This is a genomic window from Pseudomonas sp. EA_5y_Pfl2_R50 (genome assembly GCF_963970475.1).
GTDB lineage: Bacteria > Pseudomonadota > Gammaproteobacteria > Pseudomonadales > Pseudomonadaceae > Aquipseudomonas.
On the sequence record NZ_CAXAPT010000011.1, the window covers coordinates 154380 to 170956 of the forward strand.

Annotated in this window: 18 protein-coding genes; 11 read left to right on the forward strand and 7 right to left on the reverse strand. The window is 59.0% G+C overall.

From position 1 onward, the window contains the following. Positions 1-10 precede the first annotated feature (10 nt). Positions 11-1774, reverse strand: a complete 1764-nt coding sequence (locus AACY19_RS19525; protein ID WP_339453041.1) for a cation:proton antiporter — start codon at positions 1772-1774, stop codon at positions 11-13. 280 nt (positions 1775-2054) lie between these two features. Between AACY19_RS19525 and AACY19_RS19530 the strand changes: the two genes are divergently transcribed. Then, on the forward strand, positions 2055-2537 hold the full coding sequence (locus tag AACY19_RS19530) for an acyl-CoA thioesterase (RefSeq protein ID WP_339453042.1): 483 nt from the start codon (positions 2055-2057) through the stop codon (positions 2535-2537). 104 nt (positions 2538-2641) lie between these two features. On the opposite strand, the gene pdxY is transcribed toward AACY19_RS19530, so the two are convergent. Next, positions 2642-3514 (reverse strand): pyridoxal kinase PdxY, encoded by an 873-nt coding sequence (gene pdxY, locus AACY19_RS19535; protein ID WP_339453044.1) that lies wholly within the window; start codon positions 3512-3514, stop codon positions 2642-2644. Positions 3515-3631: 117 nt separating this feature from the next. Here pdxY and AACY19_RS19540 point away from each other — a divergent pair, with 117 nt between their 5' ends. Beyond that, positions 3632-4045 (forward strand): DUF3301 domain-containing protein, encoded by a 414-nt coding sequence (locus AACY19_RS19540; RefSeq protein ID WP_339453046.1) that lies wholly within the window; start codon positions 3632-3634, stop codon positions 4043-4045. 39 nt (positions 4046-4084) lie between these two features. On the opposite strand, the gene AACY19_RS19545 is transcribed toward AACY19_RS19540, so the two are convergent. After that, positions 4085-5050, reverse strand: a complete 966-nt coding sequence (locus AACY19_RS19545) for a CobW family GTP-binding protein (protein WP_339453048.1) — start codon at positions 5048-5050, stop codon at positions 4085-4087. Positions 5051-5078: 28 nt separating this feature from the next. Between AACY19_RS19545 and AACY19_RS19550 the strand changes: the two genes are divergently transcribed. Then, positions 5079-5435, forward strand: a complete 357-nt coding sequence (locus AACY19_RS19550; RefSeq protein ID WP_339453050.1) for an NADH:ubiquinone oxidoreductase — start codon at positions 5079-5081, stop codon at positions 5433-5435. A gap of 4 nt (positions 5436-5439) precedes the next feature. On the opposite strand, the gene AACY19_RS19555 is transcribed toward AACY19_RS19550, so the two are convergent. Further along, the gene (locus AACY19_RS19555) at positions 5440-6090 is read right to left on the reverse strand and encodes a DUF1826 domain-containing protein (protein WP_339453053.1); all 651 of its coding nucleotides are present in this window, start codon (positions 6088-6090) and stop codon (positions 5440-5442) included. Then, on the reverse strand, positions 6090-7298 hold the full coding sequence (gene zigA, locus AACY19_RS19560) for a zinc metallochaperone GTPase ZigA (RefSeq protein ID WP_339453055.1): 1209 nt from the start codon (positions 7296-7298) through the stop codon (positions 6090-6092). Before zigA ends, AACY19_RS19555 begins: the two co-directional genes overlap by 1 nt. A gap of 226 nt (positions 7299-7524) precedes the next feature. Here zigA and AACY19_RS19565 point away from each other — a divergent pair, with 226 nt between their 5' ends. Then, entirely contained in the window at positions 7525-7902 is a 378-nt protein-coding gene (locus AACY19_RS19565; protein ID WP_339453057.1) for a glutamine synthetase, read from the forward strand. Here AACY19_RS19565 and AACY19_RS19570 read toward each other — a convergent pair. Then, positions 7899-9101: an N-acetylmuramoyl-L-alanine amidase gene (locus tag AACY19_RS19570; RefSeq protein ID WP_339453059.1), complete on the reverse strand. Its 1203-nt coding sequence runs from the start codon at positions 9099-9101 to the stop codon at positions 7899-7901. The two genes, AACY19_RS19565 and AACY19_RS19570, sit on opposite strands and share 4 nt — an antisense overlap. 85 nt (positions 9102-9186) lie before the next feature. On the opposite strand from AACY19_RS19570, the gene folE2 reads away from it, so the two are divergent. From folE2 to AACY19_RS19600, 6 genes are read left to right on the forward strand one after another with little or no spacing between them, the layout of a single operon-like run. Further along, entirely contained in the window at positions 9187-10083 is an 897-nt protein-coding gene (gene folE2, locus AACY19_RS19575) for a GTP cyclohydrolase FolE2 (protein WP_339453061.1), read from the forward strand. Next, on the forward strand, positions 10080-10748 hold the full coding sequence (locus tag AACY19_RS19580) for a metal ABC transporter ATP-binding protein (RefSeq protein WP_339453063.1): 669 nt from the start codon (positions 10080-10082) through the stop codon (positions 10746-10748). Before folE2 ends, AACY19_RS19580 begins: the two co-directional genes overlap by 4 nt. After that, a complete protein-coding gene (locus AACY19_RS19585) occupies positions 10748-11614 on the forward strand; it encodes a metal ABC transporter permease (protein WP_339453065.1) in 867 nt (288 codons plus the stop codon). Before AACY19_RS19580 ends, AACY19_RS19585 begins: the two co-directional genes overlap by 1 nt. A gap of 11 nt (positions 11615-11625) precedes the next feature. Next, positions 11626-12501: a metal ABC transporter substrate-binding protein gene (locus AACY19_RS19590; RefSeq protein ID WP_339453067.1), complete on the forward strand. Its 876-nt coding sequence runs from the start codon at positions 11626-11628 to the stop codon at positions 12499-12501. Next, positions 12498-13058 (forward strand): gamma carbonic anhydrase family protein, encoded by a 561-nt coding sequence (locus AACY19_RS19595; RefSeq protein WP_339453069.1) that lies wholly within the window; start codon positions 12498-12500, stop codon positions 13056-13058. Before AACY19_RS19590 ends, AACY19_RS19595 begins: the two co-directional genes overlap by 4 nt. A gap of 4 nt (positions 13059-13062) precedes the next feature. Continuing rightward, positions 13063-14394 (forward strand): dihydroorotase, encoded by a 1332-nt coding sequence (locus AACY19_RS19600; protein ID WP_339453071.1) that lies wholly within the window; start codon positions 13063-13065, stop codon positions 14392-14394. Between the two features lie 83 nt (positions 14395-14477). Here the strand turns inward: AACY19_RS19600 and AACY19_RS19605 are convergent, their stop codons facing one another. Next, the gene (locus tag AACY19_RS19605; RefSeq protein WP_339453074.1) at positions 14478-14996 is read right to left on the reverse strand and encodes a DUF3617 domain-containing protein; all 519 of its coding nucleotides are present in this window, start codon (positions 14994-14996) and stop codon (positions 14478-14480) included. 131 nt (positions 14997-15127) lie between these two features. Between AACY19_RS19605 and cls the strand changes: the two genes are divergently transcribed. Next, complete coding sequence (gene cls, locus AACY19_RS19610) at positions 15128-16567, forward strand: cardiolipin synthase (RefSeq protein ID WP_339453076.1); 1440 nt, start codon at positions 15128-15130, stop codon at positions 16565-16567. Positions 16568-16577 lie beyond the last annotated feature (10 nt).

The following is a 16577-nucleotide window of genomic DNA, read 5'->3' on the forward strand; positions in this document are numbered from 1 at the left end:
CCCCGAATGATCAATGCCCCGACGACTCCTTGTGGTTGTCGAGGGTTTCCAGCAGCGCCACCTGCATCCGCGTGTGCACGCGGATGAACCAGCGCCAGAGCAGCGCCGCCACGGCCGCCGCAACCACGGCGATCAGCACCAGCAACTTGTTGGTCGGCAGGATACTGGCCGACAAGGCTGCCAACAGCAGGAAAATCACCAGCAGCGAGAGGATCGGGATCACTTCGGAGATCACCCGGCGCACTCGCTGCGTGTGACGCCCCGCCATCTCCGGCTTCACGCCCATTTCCGCGAGCAACATCGACAACGCCTTGAGCTTGCGGTACGCCGCGATCAGGAACGGCAACGAAACCAGCAACGCCCCGCCCCAGATCAGCGCCTTCTGCCAGCTCGGATCGCTGATCCAGTCCACCAGCCACAGCGAGATACGCTGGGCGAAGTACGCGCCGGCGAAGAAGATTGCGATCACCAGTGCCAGATTGACCCCGACCTGCAACAGAATCCGCCGGATCATCGACGCCAGCATCGCGCCCTCGCCTTGCGGCTGAATGCTGCGCAACCATTCACCATACATGCCGAGCACGCGCCCCAGGCGCTTGGGGACAGCCGCGGACAACTTGATCGACAGCGGATCAGCCGCACGAATCAGGTACGGCGTCAGCAGCGTGGTAATCACCGACACGGCTACCGCAACGGGATAAAGAAAGTTGCTGGTGACCTGCAAGGTCATGCCCAGCGCGGCGATGATGAAGGAAAACTCGCCAATCTGTGACAGACCCATCCCGACGCGCAGTGAGGTGCGTCCGTCATTGCCGGCAATAAATGCCCCGAGGCCGCAGGACAACATCTTGCCGAGTACAACGGCGACGGTGATGACAGCAATCGGCCACGCATATTCGAGGAGGATCATCGGGTCGAGCATCAGGCCAATGGCGACAAAGAAAATCGCACTGAACAGGTCACGAACCGGCTCGATCAGGCGCTCGATTTTCAGCAGTTGTCGCGACTCGGCCATGATCGCACCGATCAGGAACGCGCCGAGCACCATGCTGTATTCAAGCTTGACCACCAGCAGGCAGAAGCCGAAGCACAGGCCGAGCACGGTGATCAGCAACATTTCGTTGCTTTCGAACCTGGCCACGTAAGCCAGCAGGCGCGGCACCAGCAGAATGCCAATGACCAGTGCGACGATCATGAACAGCGAGAGTTTACCGACCGTGGAAAACACTTCGCCTGAGCTGACCGTGCCGCTGACCGCGATGCTCGACAGCAAGGCAATGATGCCGATGCCGAGGATGTCTTCGACAATCAACACACCAAAGATCAACTGCGCAAAGCGCTCGTTTTTCATCTTCAGATCGTTGAGAGCCTTGACGATGATGGTGGTCGAGGAGATGGCCAGAATAGCGCCGAGGAACAGCGAATCCATGGTATTCCAATCGAACCATTGGCCGATTTCGTAGCCGATCCAGATCATCAGGACGATTTCGAGGAATGCCGCGATAAACGCCGTGGCACCGACCTTGAACAGCTTGCGCAGGCTGAACTCCAGGCCGAGGCAGAACATCAGAAAGATCACGCCAAGTTCGGCGAGGGTCTTGATGGTGTCTTCGTCGTGGATCAGGCCGAACGGCGGCGTGTGCGGGCCGATGATGAAGCCGGCGACGATATAGCCCAGCACCACCGGCTGTTTGAAACGGTGGAACAACACGGTCACCACACCTGCGACCAGCATGATCACTGCCAGATCCTGAATAAAACTGATGGCATGCATGGCGTGGGCTCCTTGAATGACGAGGCTCGCCTGCAGACGTCAGAAAAGTCTGGGCAAGCGAAGCAAAAATCCGCTTTTCATGTGGGAATTGCCCTCGGAAGAGGCTTTTGCAGGTTAACACCGCGACTTCGGCCTGGAAGGCGGTGCAATATATGGAAACAGATCGATTCCGGCGTGACGGCGGCCTGTCGCCCGGCGTCCCGATAACGGTGCTTTTGAAAATCGACCAGGCACCCGCAGAGGTGCTTCCAGCAACCCAGCCTTGACCCGTGAGAACGTTATGGAACCCGGAAACGCCCAGCTGTCGATGACGGTACTGATGACCCCCGACATGGCCAACTTCTCTGGCAATGTCCACGGCGGCACCCTGCTCAAATACCTCGACGAAGTGGCCTACGCCTGCGCGAGCCGTTATGCCGGTCGCTATGTGGTGACGCTGTCGGTGGATCAGGTGATTTTTCGCGAGCCGATCCATGTCGGCGAACTGGTGACCTTCCTTGCCTCGGTCAACTACACCGGCAACACCTCGATGGAAGTCGGTATCAAAGTGGTGACCGAGAACATCCGCGAGCGCTCGGTACGTCACACCAACAGTTGCTTCTTCACCATGGTGGCGGTGGATGACCAGCGCAAGCCGGCCGCCGTGCCGCCGCTGCAACCGCAGAATAGCGAAGGCAAGCGCCGTTACATGCAGGCGCAGCAGCGCCGGCAGATTCGCCAGGAGCTGGAGAAGCGGTATCAGGAGATCAAGGGCGACGCCTGAGATTGGTCGCGATCTGAAGACCGCTTTCGCGAGCAGGCTCGCTCCTACAAGGTTGACGCGCTACTGTGGGAGCGAGCCTGCTCGCGAATTGGGGCGACGCGGTCTTAAAGACTGATCGCGGTAGCCTCGAACTTCACGCGCGGATGCGCAATCCGGTCCTGCGCCCGCACCAGTTGCAGCTCATAACTGGCGCACGCCTGAGTTTCCAGCAGCACCTCATGCACCGCCGCCGCCGTGAATTCGAACGCCGCTACCAGGCTATCGCCCAACAGCACCCGCGCCAGAAACAGGCCGGACGTCAGATCGCCAACGCCGACCGGCTGACGGGGGAACGCCAACAGTGGCCGCCGCAGGTGCCAGCTGCCTTCAGCGGTGACCAGCAACATTTCGAAGCCATCCGCCGGCTTGCCCGGGTAATCCAGATGTTTCACCAGAACGGCTTTCGGCCCGCGTGCCAGCAGCGCCCGCGCCATCGCCAGGCAATCGAACAACGATTGCGGTTTGCGTCCGGAGAAGCTGTCCAGCTCCAATTGATTCGGACACATGATGTCCGCCACGGCCGCCGCTTCTTCCAGCAGGAAATCGCTGACCTCGGTCGGCACACTGCAGCCCTTCTCCGGGTGGCCCATCACCGGATCACACAGATAAAGCGCCTTCGGATTGATCGCTTTGATGCGCTCGACGCCGCTGAGAATCGCCCGCCCCTGCGCCGCACTGCCGAGATAACCGGACAGTACCGCATCGCAGTTGCCCAGTTCGCCAATCGCCGCGATCCCTTCGACCAGCTCGGGAATCTGCTGCGGTGCCAACACTTCGCCGGCCCACTGGCCGTACTGGGTGTGGTTGGAAAACTGCACGGTGTTGAGCGGCCAGACATTGACCCCGACCCGCTGCATCGGAAAAACCGCAGCGCTGTTGCCGGCGTGGCCGAAAACCACGTGGGACTGGATAGCGAGCAGATGAGGCGTGCGTTTCATTCGGGACATTCCGTAAAACGATTGAAATTGAAGCCGCGCAGTATGCGACGAAACACAGCCTGTACGACAGACCGGCGACGCAGTTAAGCTGATGCCATCTTTTGGAGTGTGATGTTGATGCTGACCCTCGAAAACATCTTCGTGCTGATGCTGTTCGCCGCTGCCGGCGCATGGCTTTGGCATAATCACGGCTTGCGCGAGCGCGCACTGGAACGGGTTAAACAGCATTGCACCAACATCGGCGTCGAGTTGCTGGACGGCAACGTCGCGTTGAAAAAGATCGGCTTCATCAAGGATGCCAGTGGTCGGCGACGTCTGGCGCGGGTGTACAACTTTGAATTCACCGTGACCGGCGAAACCCGGCATAACGGCACGATCACCCAGTTCGGCGCGCACAGCGCGCACATCGAACTGGCGCCCTACCCGGCGCCGTTCGACGACACGCCACCGGTGGTCGAGGTGCACAAGCCGCGGGCAGAAGTCATTGAGCTGAGCCAATGGCGGCAGGAGCATACGAAGTGGAAACCCTAGCTCATCTGTGGAGCTGTCGAAGGCTGTGATCTTTTGATCTCAACCCGTTCGGCACGCCGACAACCCGCTCCGCAGCACCTCAATATCCTGCGCATCACGGAAAATCAGCTCGATGCGCGAATCTTTTCGCCATTCACTGGCCTGCCATATCAACTCTGCACTCTCCAGAGCATTCGCCGAAACCCAGCCGTCCATACTGTGGATAACCAGCTTGGCCCGCAGCCAATCGAGCTTCGCCAGCCAATCGGCAATGCGTTGCTGGTCGAACGTCTGGCCCGGGTGCCAACGCCAACCAATGCTCCATCCCCCCTCCTGCGCCTGGCTCAGACAAATCGGTAAGGTCGGGTCACTCCAGATTGCCGGCATCTGCGCCAGGCCCTGGGGCACGCTCAGGTTATCCACACCCTCAAGCGCCCGCACGGCTAAGCCAGGCAGTTCACTCAAGGATAACTGCGCGTGCTGTGTCCAGATCAGTTTGACCGGGGGAAGCTGAGCGCTGATGTTCTGTTGTTCCGCTTCATTGATGTTTTCAGCCTTGTTGAGCACCAGCAAACCGGCGCTGCAAAGCGCATCCTCCTGCGCCTCGGGCAACGATTGCCCTGCGCTCAGCGCCTGGGCATCCAGCACCAGGACACACGGCTGAACGGCGAGAACGCCCCGCCACGGTGCCTCAGTCAACTGTTTGATCAACTGCGCGGGATGCCCCAGCCCGGAAGGCTCGATGAACAGTCGGTCCGGCCTGGACTTGCGCAACAACCGCCCGAGGCCGATCTGAAACGGCGCACCGTTCACGCAACACAGGCAGCCTCCGGCCACTTCACCCAATGCGATACCATCGGCGCCGTGGGTCAGCAACGCGGCATCGAGACCGATCTGGCCGAATTCGTTGATCAACACCGCCCAGCGCTCGCCGTCCGGTCGCTGTGCCATGAGCTGGCGAATCAGGCTGGTCTTGCCGGCGCCCAATGGGCCTGCGATGACATGGGTAGGAATGTTCTGCAACATGGTCAGGAGTTTTCTGAGGAGATCAAAGATGCGGTGGATGGGATGGTCGTTGCTGTTGGCGCTGATGTCGAGCGAAGCCTGGGCCCAAGCCTGTGTGGTACACAGTCAGGGTGAGCGGATTGACGTCAAAGTCTGCCAGCAGAACCGCAACATTCCGGCAAAATTGTTCAATGACGGTTTCTGCCAGCCGACATTGGCCGGGCAGAAGGTTGAGGTGCAATACGTCGACCAATGCCCGAACGGCGCTTTCGGTGTGTGCAGCAATGCGCAAGTCGCCAATATGCCCTACCGCCAAGACATCCACTATTACGGCGTAACCACCGACGCGGCGTATCTGCAACCGTATTGCGAAGGCCAGAGCCGGGGAACGTGGCTCAAGCCTTGAAACGCTAGCCGAGCCAGTCGAGGGTCAATATCAACCGGCGCTCGCCCGGTGCCAGTTTTGGCGAACGGTGGATCAGACCAAAGCCTTCATTGCCATGCCACTTTTCGCCTTTCAACAACGCGACTTCACCGCTGCCGAGTTGCTCGATCTGCGTTGCATCTTGCGGCTCGGCGCTTTCCTGGCCGAGTTGCGCGCGATCCATCGCGCCCTCCTGCAGCCATTGGCTGCCCACGCCGGCGTAGGTACTGATCAGACGAACGGGCACATGATCAACGTGAAAGCGCGGACACATGGCCTTGTCCAGTACCCGCAGACGCAGGCCGATACGGCGTGCGCCGAGCAGGCAGGCGAAGGCACTGACCAGCCATTTCAGGTCGGCAATAAAGCCCCCATAGCCTTCCACATCGCGAAAGCCCGAAGCCAAACCGGTGAGATCCGGCTCGTCGTCTTCATCAAGCAGTTCCAGACACACTGATTCCGCCAAAGGCTCGTTGAGTGCGACTAGAAGCTGGGCGAACTCCGCGATGTGCAACGGCAGTTGCCGCTGCCATACCGCGAGGTTGATATCGTCTTCGAGGATTCGCGTCAAAGCCTTGGGTGTCGGGCCCTGATGTTGATTGCGCGTTGGGCTTTGCATCAATTTCAGTGCAGGCATCAGGCAGCCTCTTCTTCATGCCACGGGCCAAACGGATCTGCCAGCAATCGCCAGCCTTCTGCACCGAGCGCCATCTCATCATCGGTCAGCAAACAGTCATCCAGTTCCGCAGAGAGCTGTAGGAAATTGATGTTTTGGCCGATGAAAACCAGCTCCTGACGACAATCTCCTACGCTTGGCGTCCAGTTTTCCATGACTGACTGGATGCTTTCCTGATCCTGTGGCCATTGGTCTTTCGGCACGAAGCGCCACCATCGCCCGGCGAACCCATGCCGCATCAAACCACCGGCCTGTGACCAGCTACCGGCGTCCGTGGGCTTGCTGGCAAGCCAGAAAAAGCCTTTGGAGCGCAGCAGTTTGCCGTTCAGCCATGGACGGTCGATGAAGTCGAAGAAGCGCTGTGGATGAAACGGTCGGCGCGCGCGGTAAGCCGTCGAGGCTATTCCATATTCGGCGGTTTCCGGAATGTGGGTCCCGCGTAGTTCCTGTAGCCACCCCGGGGCTTGAGCGGCCTTTTCGAAATCGAAGCGACCGGTATTGAGGATTGTTTCCAGCGGCACTTCACCCATCACCATCGGAATGATTTCAGCGTGGGCGTTGAGGCGCTTGAGAATCGCGATCAGTTCTTCACGTTCACGCTGGCTGATCAGGTCGATTTTGCTGATCAACAGCACGTCGGCGAATTCAATTTGCTCGATCAATAGGTCAGTGATGGAGCGCTCATCCTCGTCGCCGAGTGTTTCACCGCGAGAAGCGAGGCTTTCGGCGGCCTGATAGTCCAGGAGGAAATTCATCCCGTCGACTACCGTCACCATCGTGTCCAGACGCGCAATGTCAGCGAGGCTTTGGCCCTGCTCGTCGCGAAAGGTGAAGGTCTCCGCCACGGGCAACGGTTCGGAGATGCCGGTGGATTCGATCAACAGATAGTCAAAGCGGCCATCCCGGGCGAGCTTGCTGACTTCTTCCAGCAAATCTTCGCGCAACGTACAGCAGATACAGCCGTTACTCATTTCGACAAGCTTCTCTTCAGCTCGGTTCAAGCTGACATCACGCTGGACTTCGCTGCCATCAATGTTGATCTCGCTCATATCATTGACGATAACTGCAACACGGAGGCCCTTTCGATTACGTAGTACGTAATTCAAAAGTGTACTTTTTCCGGCGCCGAGAAATCCTGAAAGTACGGTGACGGGCAATTTTTCTGACATTGGATAATCCTCATCAGGTGAGCATCGATCAACGCTTTTGGAAGCGCTTGACGTTTTTGGCCTCCCACGAAGGAGATCTGCGGCGGAGGAAACGTTTGAAATCGACTAGCGCAGGCTTAGCGGCTGCTTATGTTATAGTATAACAACACAATTAAACCAGCTTTGCTCTTGCGCTCAACGACCAACAGCCCGAAGCTGCTTCCATTTCGCACGTCGAGAATGAGAGATGAACAACGCGCTGAGGTGCTCAGTCTTTAGCGGGCTGTTGGTGATGGTCAGTACAGCTTGGGGACAGATTCCAGCAACGGCCACCTGCACGCGCAGCGCCAATCTGCTGGCCTGCGTGGATGCCGACGGCAACGCTTACAGTGTCAACACGGTTGGCAGTACGCTTTACCTGCGCGGTTTTGAAAAGACAGGGCGGCGTTACTGGGCGCAAACCAACAGCCGATTCGGGCAACTGACGTTCTTCACAGGAATCGCCTCTGACGGAGAAGCCTGGGTCGGGTACACGCGCCGGGTAGGCTGGACCACGATCAATCGATTCTCCAGCTCGGGCGGAAGCAGCGCGAAGTTCACCTGTAGCCGGATGACAGGCTGCTAAACCTGGGTACTTTTCTGCGCCTGCTGCCAGGCGATGTAACTGTCGAGCGGTGGATTTTTGAGGAAATAGCGCTTCAAGCCATCGAGTAAACCGTCAGCGATTGCTTGCTGATGCCTTGCGGTGGCCAAACGTTGGCTGTCCCGAACATTCGAGATGAAGCCGGTTTCCACGAGAATCGAAGGAACGTCGGGAGACTTCAGTACGGCAAAACCCGCCTGCTCGACGCGCTTCTGATGCAAGGCCGTGATACCTGCCAGGCTACTGAGCACCGAGCTGCCAAGTTGCAAACTGGCGGCGATGGTCGCGTTCATCGACATATCAAGGATTACACCCGCAAGCATCGGGTCCTTATCCTTCAAGTTCAGCAGAGCTGTTGCCCCCAGCAGGTCCGCACCGTTTTCTCGCTGCGCCATAAAACGTGCGGTCGCTGAGGTTGCACCACCTTCAGAAAGGCAAAACACTGAGGCTCCGGAAGCCGTGAGGCGCGGCGCCGCATCAGCGTGCACGGAGATAAACATGTCCGCCTTATGCTGCCGGGCAATCTCCACACGCTTGCGCAACGGTACGAAAAAGTCGTCGTTGCGCACCAGTTTCACGTCGAAACCTTTCTCCCTTTTCAGACGCTTCGCGAGCAATTGTGCGATGGAAAGCACCACATCTTTTTCTCGTTCGCCTTTCGCACCTATGGCGCCGGGGTCTTTTCCGCCGTGTCCAGGGTCGACGACAACGATGATGTCGCGCTTGGGATGCGGACCATTAGAGGGTGTTTCACGTGGAACCATTGCAGTGATCGGCGGCTGTTTAGCACTGAGCAAGTCCAGCACTAGACGGTATCCCTGTCCGTCCTGAGGCGCCAACATGAAACTGTTGAGCTGAACGGGACCGCTTAGATCGAGAACGATCCGCGTATCACCCTGACCAAAATGCCCGGATCGAATAGCGCGAATTGGCGTATCGGCCAGCGCCAATTGACTGAAATCACCACTCAGACTCGACCCGCTCAAATCGATGATTAACCGTTCTGGCGCACTCAGAGCGAACGTTTTATAGCGCACTGGCCCACTCAAATCGAACACCAACCGAAGCTTGTTTTCCGAACGCGAGAGACGCGCATTGCGAATTTGCGTCGCCGAGACACTGAAAGGAAATGCAAAGGAAGCACTGGCAAGAATTAGATTGAGCAGTTGGCGTCTGTGCATGATGAAAACCCGTTCATAAAAAATGCATCGTGATCTGAATTGTTATAATGTAACATCTAATTCAATCAACACGATGGATCTCAACATGAATGCGTTGACGCTTCCGGATATTGCCGCGCAGGCCAGTCGCCAAGCGCTACCGCTCGAATGGGTGGGCATGCGCGGCATCGCCCTGCCCGTTTTACTGGAGGGCCAACGCCTTAGTGCCACGGCCGATGCGGGGGTAAGTCTCGATGACGGCGAGGCGCGCGGTATTCACATGTCGAGGCTTTATCTGGCGCTGGAGCCGCTCGAAACAGCAAGACTTTGTCCCGCGCTGCTGCGCGAGATTCTTACGCAATTTCTCAGCAGCCATGAAGGCTTGTCCACTGGCGCTTACTTGAATATCCACACCGATTGGCTGCTGAAACGACCGGCCTTGATCAGCCCACTAGCGGGGTGGAAGTCCTATCCAGCGACGATTTCAGCCAGGCTGAAAAACAACATGTTCCACGTGGAACTCAAAATTGAAGTGCCCTACTCCTCAACTTGCCCTTGCTCGGCAGCCTTGGCGCGACAGCTGATCCAGCAACAATTCATCGATGATTTCGCCAACAAGTCACTGCAACACGCCGATGTGTTGGCGTGGCTCGGCTCGACTCAAGGCATTGTCGCTACCCCCCACAGTCAACGCAGCACCGCGCAATTACACCTTCATCTCGATGAGTTCATCGACGAGCTACCACTCACCGAAATCATCAACGACGCCGAAGCCGCCCTCGGCACCGCAGTACAAACCGCCGTAAAGCGCGCTGACGAACAAGCTTTCGCCCTCGCCAATGGACAGAACCTGATGTTTTGTGAAGATGCCGCCCGCCGCCTGCATCTCGCCCTGCGTCGTACACCGGGCATCAGCGCTTTCCACCTCAGAGTGATTCATGCCGAGAGCCTTCACGCTCACGATGCTGTCGCCGAAAGCAGTTGGCAGCGGGAGCCCGCATGATACGTTGCCAATCCCTGAGCTGGGGCGCGCCTGGCCAACCGCTGACATCTCCGCTCAATCTCGAGTTCGACAGCGGCAGCCTGACGGCAATCATCGGTGCCAATGGCTGCGGCAAGAGCAGTCTTTTGAAAGTCATCGCCGGGCTGCAAAAACCACTGGATGGCAAAGTCTCGCTCAGTGTTCCACGGCAGAGCGGACTGTCTTTCCTGCCCCAGCAACAGCATCTGGACCGCCAATTTCCCATCAGCCTCGAAGAGCTGATCGCTGCCGGGTTCTGGGGCCGGCGCCTCTCCACTCACCTGCGCGCCCAACGGCTTAAAGCCGCCTTGGAAAACTGGCACCTGAGCGGTCTGGAACATCGCCCGCTCATGGCGCTGTCCGGTGGTGAACTGCAACGCGCATTGCTGGCTCGCCTGAGCCTGACGGACGCGCCCGTGCTGTTGCTCGACGAACCCCACGCCGCGCTCGATGAGCTTGGCCAACAGCTATTGTGGCAGCACATCCACGCATGGCATGCAGAGGGCCGAACCCTCGTCGTGGTTTGCCACGACCTCGCGGCCGTTCGCAAGCACATCCCCAAAACCCTGCTGATCAAAAACAGCTCCTGCGTATTCGGCGCCAGCGTCGAACTGATTCAACCGACGCCCAACATGCAGGTGGCCTGATGCACGCCGTCGCCCACTTCTGGCAGCCGTTCAGCGAATTCCTGTTCATGCGCCTCGCCCTGCTCGGCGGCCTGGTATTGGCTTGCAGCACAGCGCCGCTGGGCGTATTTCTGATCCTGCGCCGGATGAGCCTGATCGGCGATGCCGTCGCCCACGGCATCCTCCCCGGCGCTGCGTTGGGTTTCTGGTTCGCCGGCCTGAGCTTGCCCGCGCTGACGCTCGGCGGACTCGGCGCGGGATTGAGCATGGCCGGCCTCGCCGCCTGGATCACCCGCCGCACCGGTCTGCGCGAAGACGCCAGTCTCGCTGCGATCTACCCGATCTCACTGGCAAGTGGTGTGCTCATTCTCGGCATTGCCGGCAAACGCCTCGACTTGCTGCACTTGCTGTTTGGCTCGGCGCTGGCCGTTGACGGGCCAACCCTCAATGGCATGTTGTGGGTCTCCGCAATCAGCCTGATCGCCATGGCGCTGATCTACAAACCGTTGCTGCTCGACACCCTCGATCCGCTGTTCCTGCGAACCGTCAGCCGCCTCGGTCCGCTCGCTCACGGTGTGTTTCTGACCCTGGTTGTCCTGAACCTGGTGATCGGCTTCCAGGCCATCGGTGCACTGATGGTGGTCGGACTGATGATGCTCCCCGCCGCCGCTTCCCGATTCTGGAGCCGACGCCTGCCGATGCTGATCGCCATAGCCGCCGTCATGGCTTGCTTGTCGGTGTGGCTCGGCCTGTTGTTGTCGTTCTATTACTCGCTGCCCAGCGGTCCGGCCATCGTACTGGTCGCCGGTGTCGGCTATCTGCTGTCCGTGGTCTTCGGGCCGGTTCACGGTCTGTTGCGCCGCCCGCCTTTGCTCACATCCCAATGAGGTGTTTCCCGATGCGCGCTTTACTCGTGCTGTTCAGTCTGATGTTGTCGATGTCATTGTCGGCGGCGGAAAAACTCCCCGTGGTCACCAGCTTCAGCATCCTCGCCGATATGGTTCATCAGATCGGTGGCGAACATATCCAGATCACCGACATGGTTGGCCCCGACGCTGACGCACACACCTACGAGCCCACGCCTGACGACGCCAAGGCCCTGCTCAAAGCCAGGCTGATCATCAAGAACGGTCTGGGTTTCGAACCCTGGCTGGATCGACTGGTCACCAGCACCGGCACCAAAGCTACGGTCATCAGTGCCAGCCACGGCGTGATCCCGCGCTCGCTGGATGAAGACGGCGAAACCGTTCCCGACCCGCATGCCTGGCACAACCTGGCCAACGCCGAGTTGTACGTCGCCAATATCACCAAGGCACTGAGCGTGGCCGACCCGACCAACAAGGCCGACTACGAACGTAACAGTCAGGCGTACCTCAAGCAGATCTACGCCCTGCTCGCCGAAGCCAAAAGCAAACTCGGCTCACTGCCACCGGGCAATCGCAAGATCGTCACCAGCCACGATGCCTTCGGTTATCTCGGTCAGGCCTACGGCATCGACTTCATGGCGCCCCAAGGATTGTCCACTGAGCGTGAGCCGTCGGCCGCCGAAGTCGCCGCGTTGATCACTCAAATCCGCCAGGCCAACGTCAAAGCGGTGTTCATGGAAAACATCAAGGACGCACGCTTGCTCAAACAGATTGCTGACGAAAGCGGCGCGCACATCGGTGGCACGCTGTACTCCGATGCGCTTGCTGCCAATGGCCCGGCGAGCACGTTCACCGGTTTGTTCGAATACAACCTCAACACCCTTTACGACGCACTGAGCCAGCCATGATCCGCAAGAACCCATCAGGCGATTTGCCGCAAATTGCCGAGTCAGCCTACATCGATAAAACCGCGATCATCTGCGGCAAAGTGGTCATCGGCGAAAACGTCTTCGTCGGCCCTTACGCCGTCATCCGCGCCGACGAAGTGGATGCCTCGGGTGCCATGGAACCGATTACCATCGGCGCCAATTCGAACATTCAGGATGGCGTGGTGATCCACTCCAAATCCGGCGCCGCCGTGACCATCGGCGAGTTCAGTTCGATTGCCCACCGCTCCATCGTGCATGGCCCATGCGTGGTCGGCGACCGGGTGTTCATCGGCTTCAACAGCGTGCTGTTCAACTGCATGGTCGGCAACGGTTGCGTCGTGCGGCACAACTCAGTGGTCGACGGGCGCGACTTGCCGGACGCGTTCTACGTACCCTCCACCACCCGCATCGGGCCAACCACCGACCTGTCGTTATTCCCGCCGGTGAGCGTCAGCGCCTCGGAGTTTTCCGAAGACGTGGCTCGCACCAACGTCGACCTGGTGCGCGGCTACAAAGCCTTGCAGAACGAGTTTTGAGCCGATGAGCAGTGTGCTGATTCGCAATGCCAGGCTGGTCAACGAAGGGCGTCAAATCGACGCTGATCTGTTGGTCAGCCACGGGCGCATCGTCAAGATTGCCGGCAGCATCGAAGGCGAAAACGCTACGGTGGAAATCGACGCGAACGGTCAATGGCTGTTGCCGGGAATGATCGATGACCAGGTGCATTTTCGCGAACCCGGAGCGCCGGCCAAAGGCAGCCTCTATACCGAGTCTCGCGCGGCGGTGGCCGGCGGCATCACCAGTTTCATGGACATGCCCAACACCCAACCCGCCACCCTCACCCTTGAAGCACTCGCCGATAAAAAGCGTCGGGCGGCGATGAATTCGGTGGCCAATTACGGTTTCCACTTCGGCGTGAGTCAGGACAATCTCGACACCGTTGCAGCACTCAATCCGTGTGAAGTCGCCGGCGTCAAAGTATTCATGGGCGCCTCCACCGGCAACATGCTGGTGGATGACCCGAAGATCCTAGAGCGACTGTTCGCCGAAGTGCCGACGATTCTGTTGGCACACTGCGAACACACACCGAGCATCGATGCCAATGCCGCACGCCTGCGTGAACAGCACGGCAACCATCTACCGACCGCCGCCCACGCCGTTATTCGCGATGCCGAGACCTGCTATCGATCCTCCTCGCTGGCCGTGCAATTGGCCCAGCGTCACGGCACACGCCTGCACGTTCTGCACCTGACCACGGCGCGGGAACTGGACTTGTTCGAAGACAAACCGTTGTCGCAAAAACGCATTACTGCCGAGGTCTGCCTGCATCATTTGTTGTTTGATGATCGCGACTATCCGCTGCTCGGCAACCTGATCAAGTGCAATCCAGCGATCAAGACCCAAGCCGATCGCGATGCTTTGCGGGCAGCCTTGAACAGCCATCGGCTGGACGTGATCGGCAGCGATCATGCACCGCACACGTGGGACGAAAAGCAGCGACCTTACACTGAAGCCCCCTCGGGATTGCCGTTGGTGCAACACGCGTTACCGGCGCTACTGGAATTGGTGGCGGACAGTGTGCTGACGATCACCACGCTGGTGGCCAAGACCAGCCATCGAGTGGCGGATCTGTTCGCCATTCCCGACCGTGGCTATCTGCGTGAGGGTTATTGGGCTGATCTGGTGTTGATTGAACCGCAGGAGTGGGAGGTGAATCGGCAACCGGTTCTGTCTCAGTGCGGATGGACACCGTTTGCCGGTCGTCGCTTTCGCCATCGGGTGACGACGACGTTGGTGTCAGGGCAAATTGCCTGGCGAGAAGGTCGGGTGAATGAGGCGTGTCGGGGACTGGCGCTAAGGTTCATGCGCTGAATTGGATGACGCTTTCGCGAGCAAGCTCTGCCCCTGCAGACTCATGCGGTTCACCGCAGGAGCAAAGTTCGCTCGCGAAGCTATTAAGCTCTTGGTTTAACAGCGCCGCAATCCTGGCCCAGCCACACCGCTCGAGTCTCCAGACTGCCCTTCTGGTTGATGCCGATGGCGTTGAAGGTGCCATTGGCGACGGTGGTGAACTCGCGGTCACTGAGGAACGTCGCCACTCCCGTGCCCTGCGCTTTCGGGCAACTGAAGCGGAATTTCCACTGGTTGCCCGTGCGCTCGGTAATCTGTTGTTTGCAGCCCGATTGCGGATCGGCCAACGGAATATCGTTCGTCGCCACTTGCTGAGGGGTCAGGCAGGCGCGAATGCCTTTGCCGCCGATATTGATCCCGTTCTTTTCCAGCGCAGCGCGCTGCTGAGGGGTCATCTGGCCTTGCAACTGGCCGAGTATCGATTGCACATCCATCGGCTGGTCATCGACCTTGACGTTGCTTGACGTCATTTCCCACAGCCCCGGCTGCAGCATCTGCGCCTGCGCAACCACCGGCAATGCCAAACCCAGGCCCAGCGCCAAACCCAGCAGACGAACGTTCATCGATAAACTCCTGATCAGTAGTGGCCGTTAGACGCCGGCCGAGTGCTTCGGTTCATGCTCCAATTAAATAGCGACAATCGCGACAGAACATGGTCTGTTAAGCATTGAATCTTCCGGAGCAAGGCTGCCCCATGGATTATTTTGGACCGCATATTTTCGGTTATCTGATCGCCCTCATACACACCCTCGGCGTGATCGCCGCCCTTCACGCGGTGCTCACCGTCCGCACGGCCCAAGGTTCGATTGCCTGGGCGTTGTCGCTGATCTTCATTCCCTACCTCACGCTTATTCCTTATCTGGTGTTTGGCCGCAGCACATTCGACGGCTACATCAAAGCGCGGCGTCAGGCCAACGAACAGATGCGCCAGGCAATATCCGAACTGAACTGGCGCCCTTGGGTGGAAGAAGCCCTGACTGCGCGCGCGTCGAATGCCTATGCGTCGTTGCGCGCCATGCCGAAACTGGGCCGTATGCCGTGCCTGGCGAACAATGAAGTGCAGTTGCTGGTGAATGGCACGGCCACCTTCGATTCGATTTTCCACGCCATTGATCAGGCGAAAGAAGCCGTGCTGATCCAGTTCTTCATCATCCACGATGATCGCCTCGGCCAGCGCCTGCGTGATCTGCTGCTGAAAAAAGCCGCGGAAGGTGTGGCCATCCATTTGCTCTACGACGGCATCGGCAGCCATGCCCTGCCTCACAGCTACGTGCAGGCGCTGCGCGATGGCGGCGTTGAGGTCAAAGCCTTTGCCACACGCAGCGGCTGGCTCAACCGCTTTCAGGTCAACTTCCGTAACCACCGCAAAATCGTCGTGGTCGACGGGGTGATCGGGTTCGTCGGCGGGCACAACGTTGGCGATGAATACATGGGCGAGAAACCGCCGCTGGCGCCGTGGCGCGATACCCATCTGAGAGTGCGCGGCCCGGTGGTTGCGTGCATGCAGGAGTCGTTCGCCGAAGACTGGTTCTGGGCCGCACGCACCCTGCCACCGCTGATACTTGCGGATCGATATCCAGACGATGGCGTCCTCTGCCAACTGCTCGCGACCGGGCCGGCAGACGCCTATGAAACCTGTTCGTTGTTTTTCGTCGAAGCGATTCATGCGGCGACCGAGCGAGTGTGGATCACCAGCCCGTATTTCATCCCCGATGAAGCCGTGTTCGCGGCGTTGCGCTTGGCAGTCTTGCGCGGTGTCGATGTGCGCTTGCTGCTGCCATCGCGTCCGGATCACCGCATCGTTTATGCCGCTTCCAGTCTGTACGCGTTCGAAGCCGTGCGCGCCGGTGTGCGTGTGTTTCGCTATGAGCCCGGATTCCTGCATCAGAAAGTCGTGTTGATCGACAGCGAGATCAGCGCCATCGGCAGCGCGAATCTGGATAACCGCTCGTTCCGGCTGAATTTCGAAGTGATGTTATTGACCGTCGACAGCGACTTCGCCGCCAGCGTGGAACACATGCTCAAGCAGGATTTCGAGCAAGCCTACGAGGTCGCCAAAGAAGAAAGCCGGGAGATCCACCGCCTGCAACAAGTCGGCATGCGGATCGCCCGGCTGATCTCACCGATTCTCTGAGCGCCATCGC

Bases quoted from the DNA above. Each gene is read 5' to 3' on its own strand.
- cls (WP_339453076.1), top strand. From the start codon at position 15,128: ATGGATTATTTTGGACCGCATATTTTCGGTTATCTGATCGCCCTCATA.
- zigA (WP_339453055.1), bottom strand. From the start codon at position 7,298: ATGTCAGAAAAATTGCCCGTCACCGTACTTTCAGGATTTCTCGGCGCC.
- AACY19_RS19550 (WP_339453050.1), top strand. From the start codon at position 5,079: ATGCGGTGGATGGGATGGTCGTTGCTGTTGGCGCTGATGTCGAGCGAA.
- AACY19_RS19600 (WP_339453071.1), top strand. From the start codon at position 13,063: ATGAGCAGTGTGCTGATTCGCAATGCCAGGCTGGTCAACGAAGGGCGT.
- AACY19_RS19555 (WP_339453053.1), bottom strand. From the start codon at position 6,090: ATGCCTGCACTGAAATTGATGCAAAGCCCAACGCGCAATCAACATCAG.
- AACY19_RS19570 (WP_339453059.1), bottom strand. From the start codon at position 9,101: ATGCACAGACGCCAACTGCTCAATCTAATTCTTGCCAGTGCTTCCTTT.
- AACY19_RS19545 (WP_339453048.1), bottom strand. From the start codon at position 5,050: ATGTTGCAGAACATTCCTACCCATGTCATCGCAGGCCCATTGGGCGCC.
- AACY19_RS19605 (WP_339453074.1), bottom strand. From the start codon at position 14,996: ATGAACGTTCGTCTGCTGGGTTTGGCGCTGGGCCTGGGTTTGGCATTG.
- pdxY (WP_339453044.1), bottom strand. From the start codon at position 3,514: ATGAAACGCACGCCTCATCTGCTCGCTATCCAGTCCCACGTGGTTTTC.
- AACY19_RS19565 (WP_339453057.1), top strand. From the start codon at position 7,525: ATGAACAACGCGCTGAGGTGCTCAGTCTTTAGCGGGCTGTTGGTGATG.
- AACY19_RS19585 (WP_339453065.1), top strand. From the start codon at position 10,748: ATGCACGCCGTCGCCCACTTCTGGCAGCCGTTCAGCGAATTCCTGTTC.
- AACY19_RS19580 (WP_339453063.1), top strand. From the start codon at position 10,080: ATGATACGTTGCCAATCCCTGAGCTGGGGCGCGCCTGGCCAACCGCTG.
- AACY19_RS19590 (WP_339453067.1), top strand. From the start codon at position 11,626: ATGCGCGCTTTACTCGTGCTGTTCAGTCTGATGTTGTCGATGTCATTG.
- AACY19_RS19595 (WP_339453069.1), top strand. From the start codon at position 12,498: ATGATCCGCAAGAACCCATCAGGCGATTTGCCGCAAATTGCCGAGTCA.
- AACY19_RS19530 (WP_339453042.1), top strand. From the start codon at position 2,055: ATGGAACCCGGAAACGCCCAGCTGTCGATGACGGTACTGATGACCCCC.
- AACY19_RS19525 (WP_339453041.1), bottom strand. From the start codon at position 1,774: ATGCATGCCATCAGTTTTATTCAGGATCTGGCAGTGATCATGCTGGTC.
- folE2 (WP_339453061.1), top strand. From the start codon at position 9,187: ATGAATGCGTTGACGCTTCCGGATATTGCCGCGCAGGCCAGTCGCCAA.
- AACY19_RS19540 (WP_339453046.1), top strand. From the start codon at position 3,632: ATGCTGACCCTCGAAAACATCTTCGTGCTGATGCTGTTCGCCGCTGCC.